The 21,243-nt window shown below is 68.3% G+C and carries 21 protein-coding genes; 11 read left to right on the top strand and 10 right to left on the bottom strand.

Features of this window, described 5'->3' with window-relative positions:
* The first annotated feature begins 14 nt into the window (after window positions 1–14).
* Window positions 15–764, top strand: a complete 750-nt coding sequence (locus E0H73_RS20425) for a TetR/AcrR family transcriptional regulator (RefSeq protein ID WP_238164124.1) — start codon at window positions 15–17, stop codon at window positions 762–764.
* On the opposite strand, the gene E0H73_RS20420 is transcribed toward E0H73_RS20425, so the two are convergent.
* On the bottom strand, window positions 752–1,384 hold the full coding sequence (locus E0H73_RS20420) for a nucleoside/nucleotide kinase family protein (protein ID WP_131358713.1): 633 nt from the start codon (window positions 1,382–1,384) through the stop codon (window positions 752–754). The genes E0H73_RS20425 and E0H73_RS20420 overlap by 13 nt on opposite strands.
* Window positions 1,385–1,393: 9 nt before the next feature.
* The gene (locus E0H73_RS20415; protein WP_131358710.1) at window positions 1,394–2,764 is read right to left on the bottom strand and encodes an FAD-dependent monooxygenase; all 1,371 of its coding nucleotides are present in this window, start codon (window positions 2,762–2,764) and stop codon (window positions 1,394–1,396) included.
* Between the two features lie 85 nt (window positions 2,765–2,849).
* Between E0H73_RS20415 and E0H73_RS20410 the strand changes: the two genes are divergently transcribed.
* Window positions 2,850–3,476: a TetR/AcrR family transcriptional regulator gene (locus tag E0H73_RS20410; RefSeq protein WP_202867483.1), complete on the top strand. Its 627-nt coding sequence runs from the start codon at window positions 2,850–2,852 to the stop codon at window positions 3,474–3,476.
* A gap of 530 nt (window positions 3,477–4,006) precedes the next feature.
* Here E0H73_RS20410 and ligD read toward each other — a convergent pair.
* Complete coding sequence (gene ligD / locus E0H73_RS20405; protein WP_131358708.1) at window positions 4,007–4,984, bottom strand: non-homologous end-joining DNA ligase; 978 nt, start codon at window positions 4,982–4,984, stop codon at window positions 4,007–4,009.
* A 59-nt stretch (window positions 4,985–5,043) separates the two neighbouring features.
* On the opposite strand from ligD, the gene E0H73_RS20400 reads away from it, so the two are divergent.
* Entirely contained in the window at window positions 5,044–5,466 is a 423-nt protein-coding gene (locus E0H73_RS20400; protein ID WP_165555752.1) for a nuclear transport factor 2 family protein, read from the top strand.
* Here E0H73_RS20400 and E0H73_RS20395 read toward each other — a convergent pair.
* Together E0H73_RS20395 and E0H73_RS20390 are read right to left on the bottom strand one after the other, a co-directional pair.
* Window positions 5,450–6,595, bottom strand: a complete 1,146-nt coding sequence (locus E0H73_RS20395; protein ID WP_238164123.1) for a branched-chain amino acid aminotransferase — start codon at window positions 6,593–6,595, stop codon at window positions 5,450–5,452. The two genes, E0H73_RS20400 and E0H73_RS20395, sit on opposite strands and share 17 nt — an antisense overlap.
* Window positions 6,596–6,614: 19 nt before the next feature.
* Window positions 6,615–7,808: a helix-turn-helix domain-containing protein gene (locus E0H73_RS20390; protein WP_131358705.1), complete on the bottom strand. Its 1,194-nt coding sequence runs from the start codon at window positions 7,806–7,808 to the stop codon at window positions 6,615–6,617.
* A gap of 189 nt (window positions 7,809–7,997) precedes the next feature.
* Between E0H73_RS20390 and E0H73_RS46615 the strand changes: the two genes are divergently transcribed.
* Window positions 7,998–8,393, top strand: coding sequence for a hypothetical protein (locus E0H73_RS46615; protein WP_202867482.1), 396 nt, complete (start codon window positions 7,998–8,000; stop codon window positions 8,391–8,393).
* 62 nt (window positions 8,394–8,455) lie between these two features.
* Window positions 8,456–9,217 (top strand): helix-turn-helix transcriptional regulator, encoded by a 762-nt coding sequence (locus E0H73_RS20380; RefSeq protein WP_131358703.1) that lies wholly within the window; start codon window positions 8,456–8,458, stop codon window positions 9,215–9,217.
* Here the strand turns inward: E0H73_RS20380 and E0H73_RS20375 are convergent.
* On the bottom strand, window positions 9,214–12,225 hold the full coding sequence (locus tag E0H73_RS20375; protein WP_202867481.1) for a S8 family serine peptidase: 3,012 nt from the start codon (window positions 12,223–12,225) through the stop codon (window positions 9,214–9,216). The genes E0H73_RS20380 and E0H73_RS20375 overlap by 4 nt on opposite strands.
* Before the next feature lie 269 nt (window positions 12,226–12,494).
* Between E0H73_RS20375 and E0H73_RS20370 the strand changes: the two genes are divergently transcribed.
* The 4 genes from E0H73_RS20370 to E0H73_RS20360 all read left to right on the top strand — a co-directional run bounded on the left by E0H73_RS20370 (window position 12,495) and on the right by E0H73_RS20360 (window position 16,900).
* On the top strand, window positions 12,495–13,526 hold the full coding sequence (locus E0H73_RS20370; protein WP_238164122.1) for a glycosyl hydrolase family 18 protein: 1,032 nt from the start codon (window positions 12,495–12,497) through the stop codon (window positions 13,524–13,526).
* Window positions 13,523–13,672 (top strand): hypothetical protein, encoded by a 150-nt coding sequence (locus E0H73_RS47260; RefSeq protein ID WP_238164121.1) that lies wholly within the window; start codon window positions 13,523–13,525, stop codon window positions 13,670–13,672. The genes E0H73_RS20370 and E0H73_RS47260 overlap by 4 nt, the downstream gene beginning before the upstream one ends.
* A 103-nt stretch (window positions 13,673–13,775) precedes the next feature.
* Complete coding sequence (locus E0H73_RS20365; RefSeq protein ID WP_131358700.1) at window positions 13,776–15,437, top strand: NAD(P)/FAD-dependent oxidoreductase; 1,662 nt, start codon at window positions 13,776–13,778, stop codon at window positions 15,435–15,437.
* Complete coding sequence (locus E0H73_RS20360; protein ID WP_131358697.1) at window positions 15,437–16,900, top strand: ATP-binding protein; 1,464 nt, start codon at window positions 15,437–15,439, stop codon at window positions 16,898–16,900. Before E0H73_RS20365 ends, E0H73_RS20360 begins: the two co-directional genes overlap by 1 nt.
* Before the next feature lie 7 nt (window positions 16,901–16,907).
* On the opposite strand, the gene E0H73_RS20355 is transcribed toward E0H73_RS20360, so the two are convergent.
* Complete coding sequence (locus E0H73_RS20355) at window positions 16,908–17,819, bottom strand: alpha/beta hydrolase (protein WP_202867480.1); 912 nt, start codon at window positions 17,817–17,819, stop codon at window positions 16,908–16,910.
* Window positions 17,820–17,874: 55 nt separating this feature from the next.
* Here E0H73_RS20355 and E0H73_RS20350 point away from each other — a divergent pair, with 55 nt between their 5' ends.
* Together E0H73_RS20350 and E0H73_RS20345 are read left to right on the top strand one after the other, a co-directional pair.
* Window positions 17,875–18,474, top strand: coding sequence for a helix-turn-helix domain-containing protein (locus tag E0H73_RS20350; RefSeq protein ID WP_131358691.1), 600 nt, complete (start codon window positions 17,875–17,877; stop codon window positions 18,472–18,474).
* Window positions 18,461–18,763 (top strand): antibiotic biosynthesis monooxygenase, encoded by a 303-nt coding sequence (locus E0H73_RS20345; RefSeq protein ID WP_131358688.1) that lies wholly within the window; start codon window positions 18,461–18,463, stop codon window positions 18,761–18,763. Before E0H73_RS20350 ends, E0H73_RS20345 begins: the two co-directional genes overlap by 14 nt.
* Window positions 18,764–18,767: 4 nt before the next feature.
* Here the strand turns inward: E0H73_RS20345 and E0H73_RS20340 are convergent, their stop codons facing one another.
* The 3 genes from E0H73_RS20340 to E0H73_RS20330 are packed head-to-tail and all read right to left on the bottom strand — an operon-like array spanning window position 18,768 to window position 21,161.
* A complete protein-coding gene (locus E0H73_RS20340) occupies window positions 18,768–19,538 on the bottom strand; it encodes a poly-gamma-glutamate hydrolase family protein (RefSeq protein ID WP_131358677.1) in 771 nt (256 codons plus the stop codon).
* A 45-nt stretch (window positions 19,539–19,583) separates the two neighbouring features.
* The gene (locus E0H73_RS20335) at window positions 19,584–20,522 is read right to left on the bottom strand and encodes a sugar kinase (RefSeq protein ID WP_131358674.1); all 939 of its coding nucleotides are present in this window, start codon (window positions 20,520–20,522) and stop codon (window positions 19,584–19,586) included.
* A gap of 18 nt (window positions 20,523–20,540) precedes the next feature.
* Window positions 20,541–21,161 carry a bifunctional 4-hydroxy-2-oxoglutarate aldolase/2-dehydro-3-deoxy-phosphogluconate aldolase gene (locus tag E0H73_RS20330; RefSeq protein WP_131358672.1) on the bottom strand — a complete coding sequence of 207 codons (621 nt, stop codon included), beginning with the start codon at window positions 21,159–21,161 and terminating at the stop codon, window positions 20,541–20,543.
* Window positions 21,162–21,243: the final 82 nt, after the last annotated feature.

Genomic DNA, 21,243 nt, shown 5'->3' with positions numbered 1-21,243 from the left:
CCTAAACTGAGGCGGTGGAGAAGAACGAGTTGCCCCCGGACGTGGCGCTGATGTGGCGGCTGCGGGAGACGCCGCGGCGGGGACCGAAGCCGTCGCTGTCCCTCGACGACATCGTCCGGGCGGCGATCGAGGTCGCCGACGCGGAGAACGATCTGAACGCGGTCTCGATGGCGCGGGTCGCCGAGCGGCTGGGCAACTCGACGATGGCGCTCTACCGGCATGTGAAGAGCAAGGACGATCTGCTCGTGCTGATGTCGGACGCGGCGATCGAGCGCCCGGACCCGATGCCCGAGGGGGTCGACTGGCGGACCGGGCTGACGTTCTGGGCGGACAACGTGCTGACCGCAATCCGCAAACACCGGTGGTACGCGAAGATCCCGATCTCCGGACCGCCGGCCGGCCCGAACAACCTCGCCTGGTTCGACGCCGCGCTCGGCGTACTGAACGACACCGGTCTGCCGGAGGAGGCGAAGGTCGGTGTGGTGATGGGCCTGATCACCTACGTCCAGGGCGAGGTCCGGATGGCCTTCGACCTGGCCGCGGGCTATGACCAGAATCCGGCGGCATTCCAGCAGTTCGGCGCCACTCTCAGGCAGGTGGCCGACCCGCGGCAGTACCCGGCTGTCGCCCGGTTGGTCGATGCCGGCGTCTTCGACGAGGTCGGCGATTTCGAGGACGAGAGCGAGCAGGACTTCGATTTCGGTCTGCAGCTCTACCTGGACGGTGCGGCGGCCTTCATCGACCGGGTCTGTCAGGCCAAGTGAATGACCGCGTCGGCCGCCGGTGCGGTCGCCGCGATCAGTCGCGCGTTGCGTTCGTCGGTGCCGTACGTGCGTTCGTGCGCTTCCTCGGCCGACCTGCCGTAACGACGGTGCCGCGCCTCGAGCCGTTCGTGCCGCAGTTGTTCGGGCACCTCGACGTACCAGCACTGGTCGAGCAGCGTGCGGAGGGTCCCCCAGGGTTGTTCGTCGAAAAGCAGGTAGTTGCCTTCGGTCACGATCAGCGTGATGTCGGGCGCGATTCCGATGCTGGCCGCAATCGAATCCTCCAGCCCGCGGTCGAAGCGCGGCGCCCAGATCTGCTCGTCCGGTGACTCCTTCAACCTCTTGAGCAAGGCAACGAATCCGTACCCGTCGAAGGTATGCGGCGCACCCTTCACCTCGGCCAGCCCAAGCTCGTCCAGGACCGACTGCGCGAGGTGGTAGCCGTCCATCGGCACCAGTGCGACCCGGTGGCCGTCACCGACCAGCTTCGCGGTGAGCTGCTCGGCGTACGTCGACTTGCCGGCCGCGGGGGGCCCGGTGATCCCCAGGATCTGCCGCCGCCCCCGCGTCGCCAACGCGACGGCGCGGTCATAGGCGGCGGCCGGATCCAGGGTGCGCATTCGCCGATCCTAGGCGAGGTAACCGTCTGAGCGGATCAGGATCTCGTCGCCGTCCTGGGCGTGGTAGTGGGCGAAAGCCTCCGGGCTGGTGTACGCCGCGCTTCCGTCGCGACCGATGTCGACGGTGCGATTGTCGGTCGATGGGGTGGTGGGGGAGAAGCGCAACAGGGTCTGATGCGGTCCGCGGAACAGATCGAACAATCTGGTCTTGTTGCCTGAGGCATCTACCAGCGGGGCGTCCGGCGCGCGGTCGCCGGAGGTGATGGCGCGAGTGTCCGAGGGGTCGCGGTAGGAGACGTCGAGCTGGCGTGTGTTCTCGCCGCGCTCCATCGCCGACTCGTCGCCCTCGACGTGCTCGTGCATCAGGTCCTCGCTGATGCCGAGCACCCGCATCGCGTTGGTCCGGCGCTCGGTCTCGTAGGTCGCCAGCACCTCTTCGCGGCCGTCGGCCAGCTTCCAGCCGAGGTTGTACGCGTCCTGGACGCCGGTGTTGAGGCCCTGACCACCGGTCGGCGGGTGCACGTGCGCGGCGTCGCCGGCGATGAACACCCGGCCGACCCGGAACCGCTCGGCCAGCCGAACGTTCGGCCGCCACACGGTCGACCAGGTCAGGTCCCGGAGCTTCGCGACGCCGGGACCGGCGTACCGATCGACCAGCGCCTGCAGGCCTTCCAGCGAGGTGTCGGCGTCGTCGGAGTCGAGCGGAGCGCCGAACTGGAACTGGTCCCCGCCGGCCAGCGGGGTCAGGGCGATCCCCGACATCGGGTTGTCCTTGCCGGCGAACCAGTAGCCGGAGTCGTGGTCCAGACCGTCGGCCGCGACGTCCCCGAGCAGGGTCCGGATCGACTCGTCAGTGGTTCCCTCGAACGCGATCCCGAGGTGCTTGCGGACCAAGCTCCGCCCGCCGTCCGCGCCGACCAGGTAGTCCACCTCGAGGGTCTCGCCGGTGGAGAGCTCGGCGATCACGGAGTCGGCGTCCTGGGTGAATCCGACGATCGCGGTGTCCAGTTCGACCTGAACGCCGTACTCGGCGAGCTTGTCGCGCAGGATCTTCTCGGTGCGCGACTGGCCGAGCATCCAGGCGTTCGGGTACGGGATGTCCGGAGTCGGCTCGGTGATCTCGGCCATCCGGCGCTCGCCGACCAGTTCACCACTCATGTAGATCTTCATCAGCGGCATCGACCGGCCCTGCCGCAGTACTTCGTCGACGACACCGAGGTCGTCGAACACCTCGAGGGTCCGCGGCTGCAGGCCGTCGCCGCGCGAGCCGTTGAAGAACTCGGTCGCCTTGTCGATCAGCCGGACGGCGATGCCGCGCCGGGAAAGGTCGATCGCCAGTGTCAATCCGGTCGGGCCCGCCCCTGCGATCAGAACTGTCATGATCTGGTCTCCTTGACTGAATTGTGGTTCACTGAATTCAGATTCACTATGAATCTGACTAGGGTTCGGTGTCAAGGAGGTTGTCGTGACCGACACGGTGAGCCGCCGGGAACGGGCGGCCGGGACCGGGGCGGCGCTGAAGCAGGCGGCCCGGGAGGTGTTCGCCGAGCGCGGATACCTGAACACGAAGATCACCGACATCACCGCGGCCGCGGGCCGGGCGACGGGATCCTTCTACAACCACTTCGCGGGCAAGGAGGAACTGCTCGAGGCGCTGCTGAGGGACATGCTCGCGGAGGCCGACGAGACGATCGTCGACGTCGCCGGCCATGACGCCGACTTCAGCAAGATCTCGGCGATCCGCTGGCACGTGGCCGCGTTCTGGCGGTTCTACCAGCAGCACCTGCCGGAGATGATCGCGGTGAAACAGGCCGCGATGGTCGACCCGGAGCTCGGCCGGCGGCTGCAGCAGATCATGGCCGACGACGACGCGCACATGATCGAGCACTTCGCCCACCTGCCGAACCCACCGGCCGAACCGCTCGTGCAGATCTCCGCGATGAACGCGCTGATGGAGGGCTTCGCTTACACCTGGCTGGTCGTCAACCCCGCCAACGGCGAAACCATCCCGGACGAAACCGCCATAGACACCCTCACCAACCTCCTCCACCACGGCCTGACCGGCTCCGCCGAGCCGCCAGCTTCCGCCTAGCCGCTCGCGTCTGCGGACCGTCACGCCATCACAATGAGCGTGAGCCGAGACACCTCCGCGGAGTCGCGTCCGGGAGCCGCGATTTGTGATGGCCTGGAGGTCCGGCTCTCCGACCGAAGCACATGCTGCGGTCGGGTGCGGGGCGGACCTGTGGCACTCACCAAGTGCGTCCGTTCCGCGGCGGTGAGGCTCAGCCGTGAGCTGACGTGGCCGGTCCGAGGACGTTGGTGAGTGGGGCAGGTCCGCGCTCGGGGCCGGAAGATCCTGGCGACGGCTTCGGCGACCACTCCACACGGCGCGCTGGACCGCCGACCAGGCCCCGGCGACCGCTCTACACGGCGCGCTGAACCGGCGACTGGCCTCCGGACTCCTGCCACCGCTCCACGGCGGGCTGGATCGACGACTGTCCACCGGACACCGGCGGGCGCGGCGGCGACCACCGGTGTCTGCTCTCCACCAGACGGCCGGCCGCCGCAGCTCAGATCCTCGCGGTCGAGCGCACCGGCGGCCCGGAGACGGCGTGCTGGTGGTTACTCGTCCGGGGGAGGTGGTTCTTCGGCGCCTTCGCGTTCGTCGCGGGCGGCCCACTCGAGGAGGGTGTCCAGGGAGTAGACGTTGTCGTCGATGGTTTCGTGCAGGTCGCCCAGCTCGGCGAAGCGGGCTGGGACGGTCTGGATGGTGAAGGCCTTCGGGTCGACGTCGTCGACCTCGTCCCAGCGGATCGGGGTGGAGACGGTGCCCTCAGGGTTGCCGCGGACCGAGTACGCGGCCGCGATCGTGTGGTCCCGCGCGTTCTGGTTGAAGTCGACGAACAGCTTCTTCGGGTCGCGGTCCTTGCGCCACCACGTCGTCGTGACGTCGTCCGGTGCGCGCCGCTCGACCTCTCGCGCGAACGCCAGCGCGGCCCGGCGTACGTCGGAGAATCCGTACGCCGGCTCGACCCGGACGTAGATGTGGATCCCCGAACCGCCTGAGGTCTTCGGATAGCCAACGGCACCGAGGTCGTCGAGGACCTCGTGCGCGACGTGCGCGACCCGGCGAACCCGGTCGAAGGGGCACTCCGGCATCGGGTCGAGGTCGATCCGCCATTCGTCCGGCTTCTCGGTGTCGGCGCGGCGGGAGTTCCACGGGTGGAACTCGACGGTGGACATCTGCACCGCCCAGGCGACGTGCGCGATCTCGGTGACGCACAGCTCGTCGGCGGTCCGGTTGTACCGCGGGAACTTCACCCGAACGGTCTCCATCCACGGCGGCGCGCCGTGCGGCAGCCGCTTCTGGTGCACCTTCTCGCCGGCGACACCGTCCGGGAACCGGTGCAGCATGCACGGCCGCTCCCGCAGCGCGCGCACGATCCCGTCACCCACGGACAGGTAGTACTTCACCAGATCGAGCTTCGTCTCCCCGCGAGCAGGAAAGTACACCCGGTCCGGATTCGAGATCCGCACCGTCCGCTCACCCACCTCCAGCTCGATCGCCGGAGACTTCGCCTTCCCCTTGGACTCAGCCATAGCCTCAACCTAACTGCCCGTGCCGACAACCCGCATCAACCCGACCGAGAGGATGTCAGGTGCTCAACCCACGTCAGGTGCTGGAGCGCTACCAGCAGACGGCGATCGACAAGTCGATCGACGAGATGCTCGACCTGTACGCCGAGGACGCCGTCCACGAGTTCCCGTTCACCCGGCCAGGTGTGCCGTCGCGGCTGGAGGGACGTGCGGAGATCCGCGCATTCCTGGAGGCGAACTGGACGGCTAGCCCCCTGCGCTACCAGGCCTACTGCAACGTCGTCGTGCACGAGACCGCCGACCCGAACGTGATCGTCGTCGAGCAGGACGCGACCGGTACGGTCAGCACGACCGGCCGCGAGTTCGCTCTGCCCAACATCGTCGTGCTGACGGTCCGGGACGGCCGGATCGTGCACTTCAAGGACTACGTGAACGTCCTGGCGGTGGCCGAAGCTCTAGGCCGGCAGATCACGCCAGACGCGTGAGCCAGCCTCGGGTGTCGGGGGTCCGGCCGTACTGGAGGTCGAGGAGGGTGGTGCGGATCGACTTGGTGACTGGGCCTACGCCGTGGTCGATGGAATGGTCGCCGATGGTGAGGTCGCCGTCGGGCCAGGCGAGGCGGCCGATCGGGGTGATCACCGCGGCGGTGCCGGAGGCGAAGACCTCGGTAATCTCACCGGTGCGTACGCCGTCTTTCCACTCGTCGGCGGAGATCCGGCGCTCCTCGACCTTGTGCCCGAGGTCGGCAGCCAGCTCGAGCACTGAGGCGCGGGTGACTCCTTCGAGGATCGAGCCGTTCAGCTCGGGCGTCGCGATCCGGCCATCGGCGTATACGAAGAACATGTTCATGCTGCCGATCTCCTCGAGCCACTTGTGCTCGGCGGCGTCGACGAACGCGACCTGCTCGCAACCGTTGGCGACAGCCTCGGCCAGACCGGCTAGGCTGGCTGCGTAGTTGCCGCCGCACTTGGCCGCGCCGGTGCCACCGGGTGTCGCACGGATGGTCGAGGTGGTCAGCCAGATCGAGACTGGCTTGGGGCCGGTGTCGAAGTACGGGCCGGCCGGCGACGCGATGACTCCGAACAGCACTTCCCGAGCCGGTCGCACGCTCAGCGCCGCCTCCGTGGCGATCATGTACGGGCGCAAGTACAGACTGGTCTCGCCGTGCTCTGCCGACGGCACCCACGCCTCGTCGACCGTCACCAGCGCACGTAGCGCGGAGATGAACGCGTCCTCCGGCACCTGCGGCAATGCGAGTCGCTCAGCACTCTGCAGGAACCGAGTCGCGTTGCGATCCGGCCGGAACGCCCACACCGACCCGTCGGCGTGCCGGTACGCCTTCAGACCCTCGAAGATCTCCTGTGTGTAATGCAGTACGGCGGCAGCCGGGCTCACACTGAGCGGTGCGAACGCCGTAACCTTCGGGTCGTGCCAGCCCCGGTCGTCCGTCCAGTTGGCCACCACCATGTGGTCCGTGAACGACTGCCCGAAGGCAGGCTTGGCCAGGATCGCCGAGCGCGCTTCCGCACTCGCCGGATCACTCCGCAACTCGACCGCGAAGTCCCACCCGCTGGTCACCGTCGTGCTCTGCATTTCACTCGTCACCCGCAGCACGCTACTCCCGGGTCATGCCTCACCACGACCCGCTGCCCACACTGCGGCCGGTCGCGTACGTACGCCGCTCCACCAGCACCTCCAGATCCCGCACGGCTGCCAGCCCCGGCTCCCGGTCCCGCGCGGCGGCCAGCACCCGGCCGGCCTCGTCGTACACGTAATAGGTGTGCCACTCGGCCGGGAGCTCGATCAGCAGCCGCATGGCCAGCGCCAGACCAGCCGCGACCTCATCCTCCAAGGCCAGGCACTCGGCCAGCGCCATCTCCAACTGCGCCCGCTCTCCGACCCTCTGGTCGGGGCACAGCTCCAGTGCGCGCCCCAGCATCAGGCAGCCCGCAGTCCCGTACCCCAGGCTCGCGCAGACCCTGCCCTCCGCGGCATGCACCTCGTACGGCGCGAGGTCGCCCAGAGGGCTCGTGGTTGCCGGGGGCAACGCGTCAGAACAGCTCAGCAGTTCCTGCAGAGCGCGGTGTGCGTCAAGCCGTCGGCCCAGCTGTGCCAGCACCCGCGCCCGCACTGCATGAGCCTGTACGCCGCTGGCCGGGATCTGCTGTGCGAGCGCCAATGACTCCTCCGCCAGCTCCAGCAACTGCGGCAGCGGTCGCCGCTCCGCGAGCCCACTGACCGCCTCCCTCGCACGCACCAAGCTCCGAACGGACACCTCGCCGGAGCTGTCCGCGAACGCTCGGCCCGCCGACCACCAACGCCTGGCCGCGCGCAGCTCGCCGAGCCCGGTCAGTGTCTCGGCGACTAGGACGCTCAGCTCAGCCGCCCGCACTCCGGAGCCGTCCGGTCCCTGTGCCTGCAGTAGCTGAAGGTCCGCCAGGAGCTCCGGCAGCAGCCGAGCCGGCGGAACAGTGCGAACGTCGCCAGTCGCCTCCACGCGGTCCACACCGGTGAGGGTGCTGGTCAGCCCGTCCCACACCGCCGCCAATGAAGCGGCCGGTAGACCGGAGACGACCGGGCGCACTGCTGCAGGCCGCTTGGGGTGCGCCCGCAGATAGGTCCCGATCAGCCGGCCGCCGGTGCCGAGCTCGCGATCGCAGAGGCGGGCCAGGTCGGCAGAGCCTGGTCTCCGGCCACGCTCCACCTGCGACAAGTAGCTGTGGTCGTAGCCGACCCGCGCTGCCAGCTGCCGCAGACTCAAGCCGGCCGCCTGCCTGCACTGCCGCAACTCCCGGCCGAACCCTGATACAGACGCTGCCTCAGCCACAGGATCACCCCCGTCCGCTCACTGCCACACCTGGTGGTTGCGGTGCGTGTCCAGAAAGTACAAGCCCCCACCGACAAACCAGTCCCAGCAGTTCGGCCGGTTGTGAGGGGGTGTGGGCTGTTCTCACAGCCCACAGACCACACCTGTTGTGGGCAGCGCGTGCTGGGCGAGGCTGCAGAGGTGAACACGATGCAGCGGCAGGCTCGCCTCTTCCGGTTGGTACGCCACACCGACGTCTCCGGCGTGCGCGGCACAGGCACCCTGGCCGAAGGTGTGGAGTGGTCCGACGGCACCGTCGCCCTCCGGTGGCGCGGCCGCTGGCCCGGAACGTCCACCTGGGACGGTGGGATCGAGGCTCTGCTGGCGGTTCACGGTGCCGGTGGACGCACCCAGGTCCACTGGTTCCCGGCCAAGCCGGCCCGGGCCACGGCCACGGCACAGGCCAGTGCCACGTCGGCCACAGCCACGGCTCGAGCGGTCCGGCATGAGGACTCGGTGGAGACTGTGTGGTTGCCGGCGCCGGGGCTGGACGGCCTGTGTTCGCGCTGCGGTCAGCTGTGGCCTTGTCTCAGCTGCGGTCCCTGACGGGGTGCCCACGTGCTGATCCGGTTTAGTGTTGGTTCGTTTGGGTTCGGTCGGGTGGAGGGATGGCGATGGTGGCGGACGAGGTTGTTGATCCGCTGGACGAGTTGGATGCCCAGTTGGCGCGGCTGCGGGGTGTCGCCGACGAACTGCGTGGTGCCCGAGGGACTCCGGTGCTGGAGGGCAATCAGATCGAGCTGATCGAGGACGGTCCGACGCTGCTGCGGGCCTACGAGGATCTGCAGAGGAACTCCACCCGCCAGGTCCGAGTGCTGGACCGGCCGCCGTACGCGACGCCGCCGTCCACCCAGCAGAGGCTGGAGCTGGAGCGGCTCGCCGATGGGATCGAGTACCGGGCGATCTACGGGACCGAGGTGTTCGAGTCCGAGGACATCATGGGCGTTCTGCCGGAGTTACAGGCGGCGGGCGAGGTCGGCCGGGTGCTGGCGCAGGTTCCGATGAAGATGGCGGTCGGTGACGACCACACTGCACTGATCGGCCTGACCAAGCGGGCGCCTGCCGAGTCCAACCTGCTGATCCGGTCGTCGGGTCTGCTGGACGGGTTGATCGCGACGTTCGAGATGTTGTGGGCCTTGGCGATCCCGATGCCGGCGCTGCTGGCGAATGGTGAGGCGCCCGCCTTGCGGGCGCCGGACCGGGACATCTTGCTGTTGCTCGCGGGTGGTGCGACCGACGACATGATCAGTCGGCGGTTGCGGATCAGTCCCCGGACGACCCAGCGCCGGGTCCGCGCGCTGATGGAATCCCTCGGCGCGCAGACCCGGTTCCAGGCGGGTGTTCAAGCCGCCCGGCGTCGCTGGATCTAGTTGACGGTCACGACAGTGCCGGCCCGGTTCGGGAACTCGACGAATCCGGTGGAGCGCTGATCAGTGCGGACTCCCGACCAGGACGCGGTGACCTGGAACGGCTTGCCCGCGGCCGGTGCCACCGACGGCGTCACCTTGAGCGCGTTGCCACCGGTCACGACGTTGGTCTGCATCGTGTACTTCGTGGTGTCGGCACCCGGCGGGTTCGACAGGGTGATGGCGAGCACACCCCAGACGCCGGGCGAGGGAGCGGCCACCGTCGCGGAGGCCTGGTTCGCCCCGGTGCCTTCGAAGGAGAGCAGCTGCATCTGGCCGTTCACGACCTTGTAGAGCACCATCCAGATGCTGCCGGCCGGGTCGACCGTCTTGATGTTCCACTGCACAGCCTTGGTGCCGGCGGTCACGGTGACCGGGTAGTTCGGCAGGTCTGCGTCAGCGGCTCCCGCCGGAACCTCACCCGGGATCTGCGGTGCCGACGTGAAGCCGTAGGCGTGGATCGGCGTACCGGCCTTGCCGACCGTGGCGTCGAAGGAGACCGAGCCGGCCGCACCGGAGCCGGTGACGTTGGTCGGTGCGATAACCGACGTCGGGACGACCGCGATCGGGCTACGGACCGACGTACCAGCGCCCTGCCAGGTCAGCCAGCCGCTGGTGGTTTCGTGCGACGGGGCCGTGTCCTGGGTGAGTTTGACGGTGAAGGATTTCGTCTGGCCGGCCTGCAGGCTCAAGATCGACGGGATGACGACGGCCTTCATGCCGGGCACGGACACGGTCGCGCGGTACAGACCGCCCTTCACCGCGGTGACGCGGCGGGTGACAGTCTGCGTGCCGACCAGCTCGCCGACCGCGATCGACGGTGCGTTGTAGTTGCTGGGGTCGATCGCGGGTACGCCGGTGCCGGTGTTGACACCGCTGCCCTCCAGATAGCCGAGCCAGTCGACGTCACCGGAGTCGTAGACGAGACCGGGGTCGAGCATCCGCGACGGCTGGACCTCACCGGCGCCCCGCGCGAACGGATCGTTGTCGACAGCGCCGCTGGCGGTCTTGACGTCGCTGGTGGTCGTCATGAGCGCCGACTTCACCATCATCGGAGTCCAGTCAGGGTGCTTCGCCAGGTAGAGAGCAGCCAGGCCGGCGATGTGCGGCGCGGCCATCGACGTACCGGAGAGGAACGCGTAGCTGTGTCCGCCGTTGCTGGGCGGAGCCACCGCGGCCAGGACGTTCACACCCGGTGCAGCGATGTCCGGCTTCAGCAGGTCGCCGTGGCTCGACAGCGACGGGCCACGCGAGGAGAAGTCCGCCATCTGCGGGTACGGCGTGGTCTGTGCGGTCAGGTTGCCGGGCACAAGCTGTGCAGTGGCTCCGGCAGTGCCGGCGTACGCCTTCACAGACAGCGATCCCGGCGTGTTGAGGTGCACGGTCGGTACTGCGTGCGAGTCGGCCACCGTGTCCTGGTCGGTCAGGTTCAGCAGCACCATGCCGACGCCACCTGCGCGCTTGACCTCGGCCGACTTGTCGACCCGGGCTCCGACGCCCCGGTCGCACACGACGATCTTCCCGGCAGCCTTGGCCGAGTCGAGCGTGCCCGGCAGACACTGCGATCCGTCGTACTCGGCTGCACTCTCTACCCGAGCGGCAGCACCGGTGACCAGCGACAGGGGACCGACCGCGGTAGCGATGGAGGTGCTCAGCCCGGAGTACTTCTCGCCGTTGCCGAGGACCACAGTCGCGTCGTACGGCGCCACTGTGCTCGCGCCGACCGTGGTCACCCACGGAGAGGTGTTGTCGAGCGACGACGGCACCGGACCGGAGTTGCCGCCGGCTGCGGAGACGAAGATGCCGGCGGACGCCGCGGACAGGAAAGCGAGTTGCACCGGGTCCGTGTGCGCGGACTCGAAGATCGAGCCGACCGAGTAGTTGATCACGTCGACGCCGTCGGCGACGGCCTGGTCGATCGCGGCGAGGATGTCGGACGTGTAGCCGCCCGAGCCGACGCCGCCCTTGCCGGTCCACAACGCCTTGTACACGGCGATCTTGGCGGCCGGAGCAACGCCGGAGATCGTGCCGAAGTTGATGCCGCTCTCCGCAACGTCCACACCGGCGCGGCCGGCCGCAGTGGTCGCAGTGTGAGTGCCGTGGCCTTCACCGTCGCGCGGGGAGGCGTAGTCGGCCCGGGCCTCGGGCGGAGTGGCGCCCAGCCAGGCGTCGCCGAAGTACTTGGCGCTGATGAGCTTGGTGTTGCACAGGTCGGCGGTGAAGTCCTCGCCGGCCTCGCAGGAGCCGGTGAAGTCGTTGCCGTCGGCCTTGTGCATGACGATGGTGTCGCCGGAGCGGTACGGCCGGTACGGGTCGGCCTCGGTGGCGGGCTTGGTGCCCAGCTTCGGTCCGGACAGTGAGGCGCTCTCCGGCCAGATGCCGGTGTCGACGACGCCGACCACGACGCCCTTGCCGGCTTCGGCGTTGCCGCCGAGTGCGGACCAGACGCCGTTCTTGCCGGACAGTTTGAGGAAGTCGGTGGGCTTCTTGTCGTCCAGCGCCTGGTGCAACTGGTCCGGAGTGACCGCGACGACGCCCGGTGTCTTGCTGAGCTCGCTGACCTGCTGGCTGCTCAGGTTGGCGGCGAACGCGTTGATCGCGGTCGAGTAGTGCCGGGTCGCCTTCGCACCGACCGCGGCGGCCACCGTGTTGTGGCGGCTGTCGAGCCAGTTGCTGTAGCGCTTCGAGTCGGGGTTCGCGGTGTCGACCTTGTGTCCCTTGGCCGGCTTGGTGGCCTTCAGCCCGGCCACACCACCGGAGTACGTCGCCAGTGGCTTGTCGGCCAGGGTCACGACGTACCGGCCGGGGGCGAAGTGGGGCAGTCGCATCGAGGTGGCGAGATCGTCCGGTGGCGGCGAGCCGGGCGCGGCAGCCGTGCTGACGGCGTTCCCGGCCGGGGCCGCGAAGGCGGCGGTGCTCAGGACGGCGGCCGCGATCAACGCGGTCCGTCGACGCAGGGACAGGTGGTTCACGCAATTCCTCCAGGTGCTGGAGGGACGGGCGGATGTGCGTCCCTCATGTCCTGACCGCGGCTGTCGCCTCGGCCGCCCGCCCCCGAGCCCGGACGCGGAAGAGCCTGCCAATCCACGGCGCTGACCACACTGTTTTGGCTTCAACTGGCCGCTGGCGAAAACCTGCCAAACAGCAGGCGGCTTCCCGACAACGTCGGGAAGCCGATCCGGTGACGCATTGACCTCTAGTTATGGAGCGTCTCTACTAAATGGACCTTCGAGGAGGTCCGATGCGTGCACCTTGGCTTGCGGTTGTCGTCGGGGTCCTGCTGGCCGGCATCACGGCGCCGGCCCAGGCCGCGAACATCCTGTCCAATCCCGGCTTCGAGACCGGTTCGCTGAGCGGCTGGACCTGCTCGCGCGGATCGGTCGTCACCAATCCGGTCCGCAGCGGCAGCCACGCGCTGAACGGAGCGGTGACGAGTTCCGACTTCGCGCAGTGCAGCCAGACCGTGTCCGTGCAGCCGAGTGCGACGTACACGTGCAGCAGTCACACGTACGCCGTGGCGGCGTACAACAGCGTTGGTGAGTCGGCCAAGTCAGCAGCGACGACAGGTACGACGGGCGGCTGCGCGAGCACCGGATTACCGAAGCATGCGCTGATCGGCTACCTGCACGCGAGCTTCGCCAACGGCTCCGGGTACGTGCGGATGGCCGACGTACCGAGTGAGTGGAACATCATCAACCTGTCCTTCGGTGAACCGACGTCGGTCACGTCCGGGGACATCCGGTTCAACCGCTGCCCGGCGAGTGAGTGCCCGAACGTCGAGAGCGAGCCGGAGTTCATCGCGGCGATCCGGGCAAAGCAGGCGGCCGGGAAGAAGGTGCTGATCTCGATCGGCGGCGCGAACGGGCAGGTGCAGCTCACCAGCACAGCGGCCCGGGACGCGTTCGTCAGTTCGGTCAGCGCGATCATCGACCGGTACGGCCTGGACGGGCTGGACATCGACTTCGAAGGCCACTCGCTGTACCTCAACTCCGGTGACACCGACTTCCGCAACCCGACCACACCGGTGATTGTCAACCTGATCTCGGCGCTGAAGACCCTGAAGTCGAGGTACGGCGCGAACTTCGTGCTGACGATGGCGCCGGAGACGTTCTTCGTGCAGGTGGGCTACCAGTTCTACGGCGGCGCCGCACCGGTCAGACCTTCCCCGGACTGCGGGAGGACCAGATCGGGTTCGGGCTTCCGGCGGCGGTCAGCGCAGGCAACGGCTACACCGCCCCGGCAGCCGTTCATCAAGCGCTGGACTGCCTGGTGAAGGGCCAGAACTGCGGCGGATACAGCCTTCGCGGCGGTGCTTCACCGGCCTTCCGCGGGCTGATGACGTGGTCGATCAACTGGGACCGCTACTACAACTGGGAGTTCCGGAACAGCCACGCGCCGTACCTCGCGGCCCTGCCCTGAGGCCCGCCCAGGCCGGCCCGGTTCGTGACCAGCCCCGCGAACCGGGCCAGCGCCTGTGGATTACCGATCCCGCTTTGTGGGTTCGCGCTGGTATGAAGGAGGCATGACAGCGTCGACGACCCGCCCGGTGATCCTCACCGTGGACGACGATCCGGGTGTTTCCCGGTCTATCGCCCGTGACCTTCGCCGTCGGTACGGCGAGGAGAATCGCATCGTCCGGGCCGAGCACCCGTCCCAGGCGCTGGAGGCCCTGCGCGAGCTCAAGCTGCGCGGCGGACCGGTGGCCCTGCTGCTCGCCGACTACCGGATGCCCCAGATGTCCGGCATCGAGTTCCTCGAGGCCGCGATGGACCTGTTCCCGCTCGCCCGCCGGGTCCTGCTGACGGCGTACGCCGACACCGACGCCGCGATCCAGGCGATCAACGTGGTCGACCTCGACCACTACCTGCTCAAGCCGTGGAATCCGCCGGAGGAGAAGCTCTATCCGGTGGTCGACGCAATGCTCGACCTGTGGAAGACGACCCCGGAGCCGTCCAGCGACGAGACCCGGGTGATCGGTCACCGCTGGTCGGCGCCGTCGTTCACGGCTCGCGACTTCCTCGCCCGCAACGCGGTGCCGTACCGCTGGCTGAGTGTCGACGACGAGGAGAGCAAGCGCCTCCTCGACGCGGCCGGGATCGACGGGTCGACGCTGCCCGTGGTGATCACCCCGGATGGCACGGTGATGGTCGCCCCGAGCGAGGCGGAGCTCGCCGACAAGGTCGGGCTCTCCACCTCACCGACGAAGGACTTCTATGACCTGGTCGTGGTCGGCGGCGGCCCGGCCGGTCTTGGCGCCGCGGTGTACGGCGCCAGCGAGGGACTGCGGACCGTACTGGTCGAGCAGTTGGCGACCGGCGGCCAGGCCGGCCAGTCGAGCCGGATCGAGAACTACCTGGGCTTCCCGGATGGAGTGTCCGGGGCACAGTTGACCGATCGGGCTCGGCGGCAGGCGGTCCGGTTCGGCGCCGAGTTGCTGACCGCGCGCCAGGTGGTCGGCCTCGAGACGCTCGGGTCCGCCCGCAAGCTGATGTTCTCCGACGGCAGCGAGATCTCGTCCCACTCGGTGATCCTGGCGACCGGGGTGGCCTACCGGCACCTGGACGCGCCGGGCGTCGACGACCTCTGCGGCCGCGGGATCTACTACGGATCCGCGACCACCGAGGGCCCGAGCTGCGCCGGCCAGGAGGTCTACATCATCGGCGGGGCGAACTCTGCCGGGCAGGCCGCGGTGTATTTCTCGAAACACGCCAAGACCGTGCATATGCTGGTGAGAGGACCATCGCTCACGGCGACGATGTCGTCGTACCTGATCAATCAGATCGACGACATCGACAACATCGAGGTCCACACCTGTACGCAGGTGGTGTCCTGCAAGGGCTCGGAGCATCTCGAGCGCGTCACCCTGCAGAACAGTGCGACCGGCGAGAGCCGCGAGGTGGACACGGAGTGGATGTTCGTGTTCATCGGCGCGGCCCCGCGGACGGACTGGCTGCCCGGCGACCTGCTCCGCGACGAGCGCGGTTTCGTACTCACCGGTCCTGACCTGCGCGGCAAGCCGCCGGGCTGGGCGCTGGACCGGGAGCCGTACCACCTGGAGACGAGCATGCCTGGCGTGTTCGCCGCCGGCGACGTACGGGCGGAGTCGGTGAAGCGGGTCGCCTCCGCGGTCGGCGACGGAGCGATGGCCGTGACACTGGTGCACCGATACCTGGAGATGCTCTGATGACTGCCGAGACCGAGGCGCGCCGGCTGAGCCCGGACGAACTGCGCACGCTCTTCCTGTTCGAGAGCCTCAACGACGAGCAGTTGCAGTGGCTGTCCGAGGCCGGGTACGTCGAGACCTACCCCGAGGGCTTCGTGTTCAACGAGGGCGACCCGGCCACCTGCTGCTACGTCCTGCTCTCCGGTGAGATCCGGCTGTGCAAGCTGTCGCACGGCGAAGAGGTCGAGATCAACCGGACCAGGCAGCGCGGGGTCTACGCCGGTGCGTTCAACGCGTTCTTCGGCGCCCCCGACCGCAAGGCCTACACCGCGACCATGCGGGTGACCGAGACGTCGGAGTTCTACGTCATCGGCGCCGACACGATGGCGACGATGATGAACACCTGGTTCCCGATGGCGGTGCACCTGATCGAGGGCTTCGTGATGGGCATGCGCCGGACCAACGAGACGCTGGGGGAGCGCGAGCGGTTGCTTGCCCTCGGCTCCTTGTCGGCCGGCCTCACGCACGAGCTGAACAACCCCGCCGCCGCTGCGGTCCGGGCCGCGGCGACGTTGCGTCAGCGGGTCTCGGGGATGCGATCCAAGCTGGCGATGCTCGCCGACGGCACCCTGGACGCGACCAAGCTGCACCAGATCGTCGCTTTGCAGGACGACGCGGTCGAGCGGCTGGAGAAGAACAAGGACAAGGACATCTCGCCGATGGACCTGTCCGACGCCGAGGACTCACTGACCGACTGGCTCGACGACCACGGCGTGCAGGCAAGCTGGGATGTCGCGCCGGTGCTGGCCGCGGCCGGTCTTGACGTGCCGTGGATGGAGGAGGTGCTGACCGCGGTCGGCCCGACGTACCTCGAAGGCGCGGTCCGCTGGCTCATGTACACGATCGACACAGAGTCGCTGATGAACGAGATCGACGACTCCGTGACCCGCATCTCGACGCTGGTCGGGGCGGCGAAGCAGTACTCCCAGATCGACAGGGCGCCGTACCAGACCGTTGATCTGCGCGAGTTGCTGAAGAGCACGCTGGTGATGATGTCGGGCAAGCTGCAGGGGTACGACGTCGTCAAGGACTTCGACCCGGACCTGCCGCCGATCCCGGCGTACGCCGCCGAGCTGAACCAGGTGTGGACGAACATCATCGACAACGCGGTCAGCGCGATGGGCGGGCACGGCACCCTGACGATCCGGACCAAGCGGGACGGCGCCTACGCGCTCGTCGAGATCGGCGACACCGGCCCCGGCATCCCGCCGGAGATCCGTCGCCGCATCTTCGAGCCGTTCTTCACCACCAAGCCGATCGGCGAGGGCACCGGCCTCGGCCTCGACATCTCCTGGCGCATCGTGGTGAAGAAGCACCACGGCGATCTCCGCGTCGAGTCCGAGCCCGGCAACACCCGCTTCAAGATCATCCTGCCGCTCGATCCCGAGGAGGAAGTCGAGACCGAGGCCTCGCTGTTGTCCTAACGTTTGCTCAGGGCAACCAGTCGAGGATGGCGGCGATGGCTGCCGGATCCACGTGCTGCGCGGTCGCGTAGTCGTTCAGCGTGGAGGGTCCGGTGCCGGGGAAGAACAGGTGGTTGTCGGCGTCGATGACCTTGATAGTGGCGTCGGGGAGCCCTTGTCGCCAGCCGCGGAGGTCGTCGGTGACGGTGACCTGGTAGTCGCGCCCGCCTTGCAAGACGAGGATGGGTAGGTCGAGCTTCGCCGCGGTGACGACCGGATCGTAGTCGCGGATGTCGAGCCAGTAGGCGCCGGGCATCCCGAATGGCAGTTCGGTTGCGGGAGTGTCCGCTGACAGGTCCGGGCTGGCGACGGTGGCAGCTTGGCGTTGGAACAACTCGACGGTGCCGGGCGGGATGGCCTCCGGATTCGTTGTCGCGAGGTAGTTCATGACGCGTACGGCGGCTTCGTGCATGGGCTGGGCGTCCCCGGCCATGATCACAATGCCGGCGATCGACGGATCCTCGGCCGCGATCCTCGGCGCGGCCTTGCCGCCCATGCTGTGACCCACCAAGAAGACCTGGTCCGCATGCTCGCGGAGCATCTGTACGGCGGCGATCGTGTGTGGCCCATACTCGTCGTGCGGCGTGAAGCCGGGTTCGTTCATCACGTCCGGGCGGGTGTGGGTGATCTTGTCGAAGCGCAGTACGGCGATGCCGGCGCTGGCGAGTCCCCAGGCGAGATCCTTGAGCGGTTTGTTCGGTCCGCTGGTCTCGTCGCGGTCGAACGGACCGCTGCCGGACAGCAGGACGACGCCGACCTTGCTGCGGGTCGCAAGCCGGGTCAGCGTCCCGGGGACGGCGCGGTCGCCGGTGCCAATGGTGACGTCGTGCTCTTCGAAGCGCGTCGGATCGGCGTACGGCGGAGTGGTCCAGACGGTCATCGCTTTACCTTTCTCATAGTTTGAGAAAGGTAGCATGACATGAGATCGTTTCGACATGGGCCCGCTGGAATTGCTCGGTCACCCCGTCCGGCTGCGCATCGTGCACGCACTGCGCGGCGGACGGATGCTGACCACGGCGGAGCTCGGCGAGCTCGTCCCGGACATCTCGAAGGCGACGCTCTACCGCCACGTCGACCTGCTGGCCGGCGGCGGGATTCTCGAGGTCGCCGAGGAACGACGGGTGCGCGGGGCGGTCGAGCGGCGGTACCGACTGCGGCTCGATCGTGCGTCGATCACGCCGGAGCTGGCCGAGCAGGTGACGGTCGACGATCATCGCCAGGGGTTCGGGGTGGCGGTGGCCGCCTTGGTGGCCGAGTTCAACGCCTATCTCGATCGTGACGGCGCCGATCCGATCGCCGACCTGGCCGGTTATCGGCAGCATGCGGTCTGGCTGAGCCGCGAGGAACTGCTGCAGTTGATCGAGGGCATGCGCGCCGCGATCCTTCCTGTGCTGTCCAACGAGGCGGCGCCGGACCGTGCCCGCTACCTCCTCAGCCCGATCCTGTTCCCGGTCGAAGAGCAGTCACATTCCCCTGCCGGGGAACGTCAGAACGACGTACCCCAAGGAGAAGGAGAGACTGATGTCAACCATTGAGCAGGCCGTCGTACGAGTGCACGTTTACAGCGTCGATCCGGAGAATGTCGCGGAGTTCCTGAAGGCCCGCGCGACTGTGATCGACACGATCCGCGCCGCCCACCCCGGGCTGGTCGCGACCCGTCTGGTCCACCTCGAGGACGGCACCTACTCCGACACGTGGCAGTGGTCGTCGATGCAGGCCATGGCCGCAGCCTTCCCGATGGCGCAGTCGCCCGAAGCCGCCGCTGCTTGGGCGCTGGCCACCACGTCCTCCGCCCTGAACGGCGAGCTCGTCGAAGAGCGGTGAGCCATCAGGGGATGGGCTGGGTGGCTTCCATGTCGGCGATGGCGAGACGGACGGCTGTGGAGAAGGTCCAGAAGATCGGCAGAGTGGTGTTCTTGCGGTCTTCGCGGGTGTTGATGCGGAACATGGCCCGGCGCAGCGGAGTGGTGAGCTCGAGCTGAGCGCCGGCGCCGAGCAGCGTGCGGTTGGCGATGTTGGTGGGCTCGTCGCCGTTGAGATCCGGGACTGTGTCGGCGTCGAGGGCGCGGACTCCGGTCTCGGTCAGGCGCAGGATGATGAGCTCCTTGAGTGCGGTGCCGAGTCCGCCCACGAGGACCGCTTGGGTTCCGTCGGGTAGTTCGGCCTGAGCCGTCGTACAGCCGTGCAATCCAAGGGCATTGAGCGATCCGGCGGCCAGCGCCCGGGCTACGTGGTCGTCGCAGCCGGTCGACGTGACGTGCAGCTCGGCGTTCCCGGTCGCGCGCAGTCCTTCGAACATCCAGTAGTCGTGGAACGGCCCGTCGGCAGGTGTCGGCTGGAGATCGGCCGGGTGGTACCCCGCGATCGCCAGACACAACTCCGACGTACCGCCTTCGATCCCACCACCGTGGGGCGCGAGGATCGTCGTCAGCGGTATGGCGTGCCTCGCGACGAGATCGTCGTCGAAGCCCGGATGCCGGCGGAACCGACGCGCGTAGTCGACCCCTTCCGTCAGCGAAGAGTCGGCGTACAGCGCACTGTTCGTCGGATACTCGGCCACCGAGAACCGCTGCGATCCAGAAGCTGCCTTGTCGCTCATCCCGCCCCCTGGGTTGAGCGTACGCGCAATGCTCGGATGCGGAAATCAGCGGAGGGCGGTGCCTTGGGTGTGGGTGAGGAGGGTCAGGTCGGGGCGGGTGGGGAGGGATTCCCAGTCGCCGGTGGCGGTGACGCAGAAGGCGCCGGAGGTGGTGGCTCGGTCGAGACGGGAGTCAGCGGAGAGATTGTCGAGGGTGGCGGAGAGATAGCCGGAGACGAAGGCGTCGCCCGCGCCGATGCTGTCGACGACGGTGACCGGGAAGGCTGGTCGATGGATGGTGCCGGAGGCGGTGTGAGCCCAGGCGCCCTTGCCGCCGGCGGTCACGACCACCTGGTCGACGCTGCCTGCATCGAGGAGGTCGGCGACCGCATCGGGTGCATCGGTCAGGATGTCGAGTTCGTCATCCGAGGAGAAGACGGTGTGGACGTGCGGGAGAAGCTCGCGCAGTGCAGTCGCCGCGTCGGAGCGGGACCAGAGCCGAGCGCGGTAGTTGACGTCGAGTGACACCTGCACGCCCGCAGCGAAGGCATTCTGTACGACGGCCAGCGTCGCGGCGCGAGTGGTCGCGGACAGCGCCGGGGTGATGCCGGTGACGTGGAGCAGGCGTGGTCGGGTCGCCTCGAGAGCGGCGATGCATTCGTCGGCGGTGACCGTCGAACCGGCCGAGCCACGGCGGTGGTAGCTGACCCGGGTGATGTCGTGCGACGGCTGATCGAACGCGATGAACCCGGTGAACGACTCGTCCGAGAATCGCACCCGGCTCGTGTCGACACCCTCGGCCCGGAGAGTCCGCTGGATCAATCGCCCCGGTTCATCGTTGCCTACAGCACCTACCCACGCGGCCTGGTGCCCGAGCCGGGCCACTCCGATCGCCACATTGCTCTCCGAGCCGGCGATCGACAGGTGCGCGTCACCGCCCAGCCGCATCGGGCGAGCGGTCCGCAACGAGACCATGGTCTCGCCGATCGTCAGGAGGTCGGTCATCTCACAACTCCGAGTGGTTCAGACGTCGAGGGCGGCGCGGAATCCGGCGGCGCGGTCGCCGAGAGCAGCGAGGGATCCGCCGGTGCCCGCGTCCCCGAGTAGTGGCGACCCGACACCGACGGCCAGCGCCCCGGCAGCCAGGTACTCCGGTGCGGTCTGCGCATCGACCCCGCCCACGGCGAGGAGCGGAGCGTCGGGCAACGGTGCGCGGAGCTCGCGGAAGTACGAAGGCCCGTAGACCTTGGCCGGGAAGATCTTGACCGCGGTGGCGCCGAGATCCAGTGCGGCGACAACCTCGGTCGGGGTGAGAGCTCCGCACAGGAGGGGCAGACCGAGGTCCACGCTGCGATGCGCGCCGCGGGTGATCGCGGGGGTGACGACGAAGCCCGCCCCGGCGGCCGCGACCTCGTCGGCCTGTGCGGCCGTGACGACGGTGCCGGCGCCGATCAGGATGCTCGGGTCGTACTCCGAGCGCGCCTTGGCGATCGCGTCGGCGCCGCCCGGGGTGGTCAGGGAGACCTCCAGAGCGGTGATCCCGGCGTCGATCAGCGTGCGGACGCAGTCGAGAGCGCGGTCCGGTCCGTCGGCGCGGATGATGGCCAGCACCTTGCGGTGCCGGAGTTCGGTCAGCAGATCCATGGTTCCTCCTCGAAAGTCCACGCTAGGGGATCACGCCAGACATAGGACGTCCTATATCCTCGCAACACTGCACCGTGAAATG

Origin of the sequence: Kribbella pittospori, assembly GCF_004331465.1 — a bacterium.
GTDB lineage: Bacteria > Actinomycetota > Actinomycetes > Propionibacteriales > Kribbellaceae > Kribbella > Kribbella pittospori.
Note: the sequence above shows the minus strand (reverse complement) of the source record. Positions and strands in the feature narration are given on the sequence as shown.

Coding starts and splice junctions, on each gene's coding strand:
- E0H73_RS20370 (WP_238164122.1), top strand. CDS start 12,495: ATGCGTGCACCTTGGCTTGCGGTTGTCGTCGGGGTCCTGCTGGCCGGC.
- E0H73_RS20360 (WP_131358697.1), top strand. CDS start 15,437: ATGACTGCCGAGACCGAGGCGCGCCGGCTGAGCCCGGACGAACTGCGC.
- E0H73_RS20335 (WP_131358674.1), bottom strand. CDS start 20,522: ATGACCGACCTCCTGACGATCGGCGAGACCATGGTCTCGTTGCGGACC.
- E0H73_RS20350 (WP_131358691.1), top strand. CDS start 17,875: ATGGGCCCGCTGGAATTGCTCGGTCACCCCGTCCGGCTGCGCATCGTG.
- E0H73_RS20365 (WP_131358700.1), top strand. CDS start 13,776: ATGACAGCGTCGACGACCCGCCCGGTGATCCTCACCGTGGACGACGAT.
- E0H73_RS20415 (WP_131358710.1), bottom strand. CDS start 2,764: ATGACAGTTCTGATCGCAGGGGCGGGCCCGACCGGATTGACACTGGCG.
- E0H73_RS20340 (WP_131358677.1), bottom strand. CDS start 19,538: ATGAGCGACAAGGCAGCTTCTGGATCGCAGCGGTTCTCGGTGGCCGAG.
- ligD (WP_131358708.1), bottom strand. CDS start 4,984: ATGGCTGAGTCCAAGGGGAAGGCGAAGTCTCCGGCGATCGAGCTGGAG.
- E0H73_RS20345 (WP_131358688.1), top strand. CDS start 18,461: ATGTCAACCATTGAGCAGGCCGTCGTACGAGTGCACGTTTACAGCGTC.
- E0H73_RS20420 (WP_131358713.1), bottom strand. CDS start 1,384: ATGCGCACCCTGGATCCGGCCGCCGCCTATGACCGCGCCGTCGCGTTG.
- E0H73_RS46615 (WP_202867482.1), top strand. CDS start 7,998: ATGCAGCGGCAGGCTCGCCTCTTCCGGTTGGTACGCCACACCGACGTC.
- E0H73_RS20355 (WP_202867480.1), bottom strand. CDS start 17,819: ATGACCGTCTGGACCACTCCGCCGTACGCCGATCCGACGCGCTTCGAA.
- E0H73_RS20380 (WP_131358703.1), top strand. CDS start 8,456: ATGGCGATGGTGGCGGACGAGGTTGTTGATCCGCTGGACGAGTTGGAT.
- E0H73_RS20330 (WP_131358672.1), bottom strand. CDS start 21,161: ATGGATCTGCTGACCGAACTCCGGCACCGCAAGGTGCTGGCCATCATC.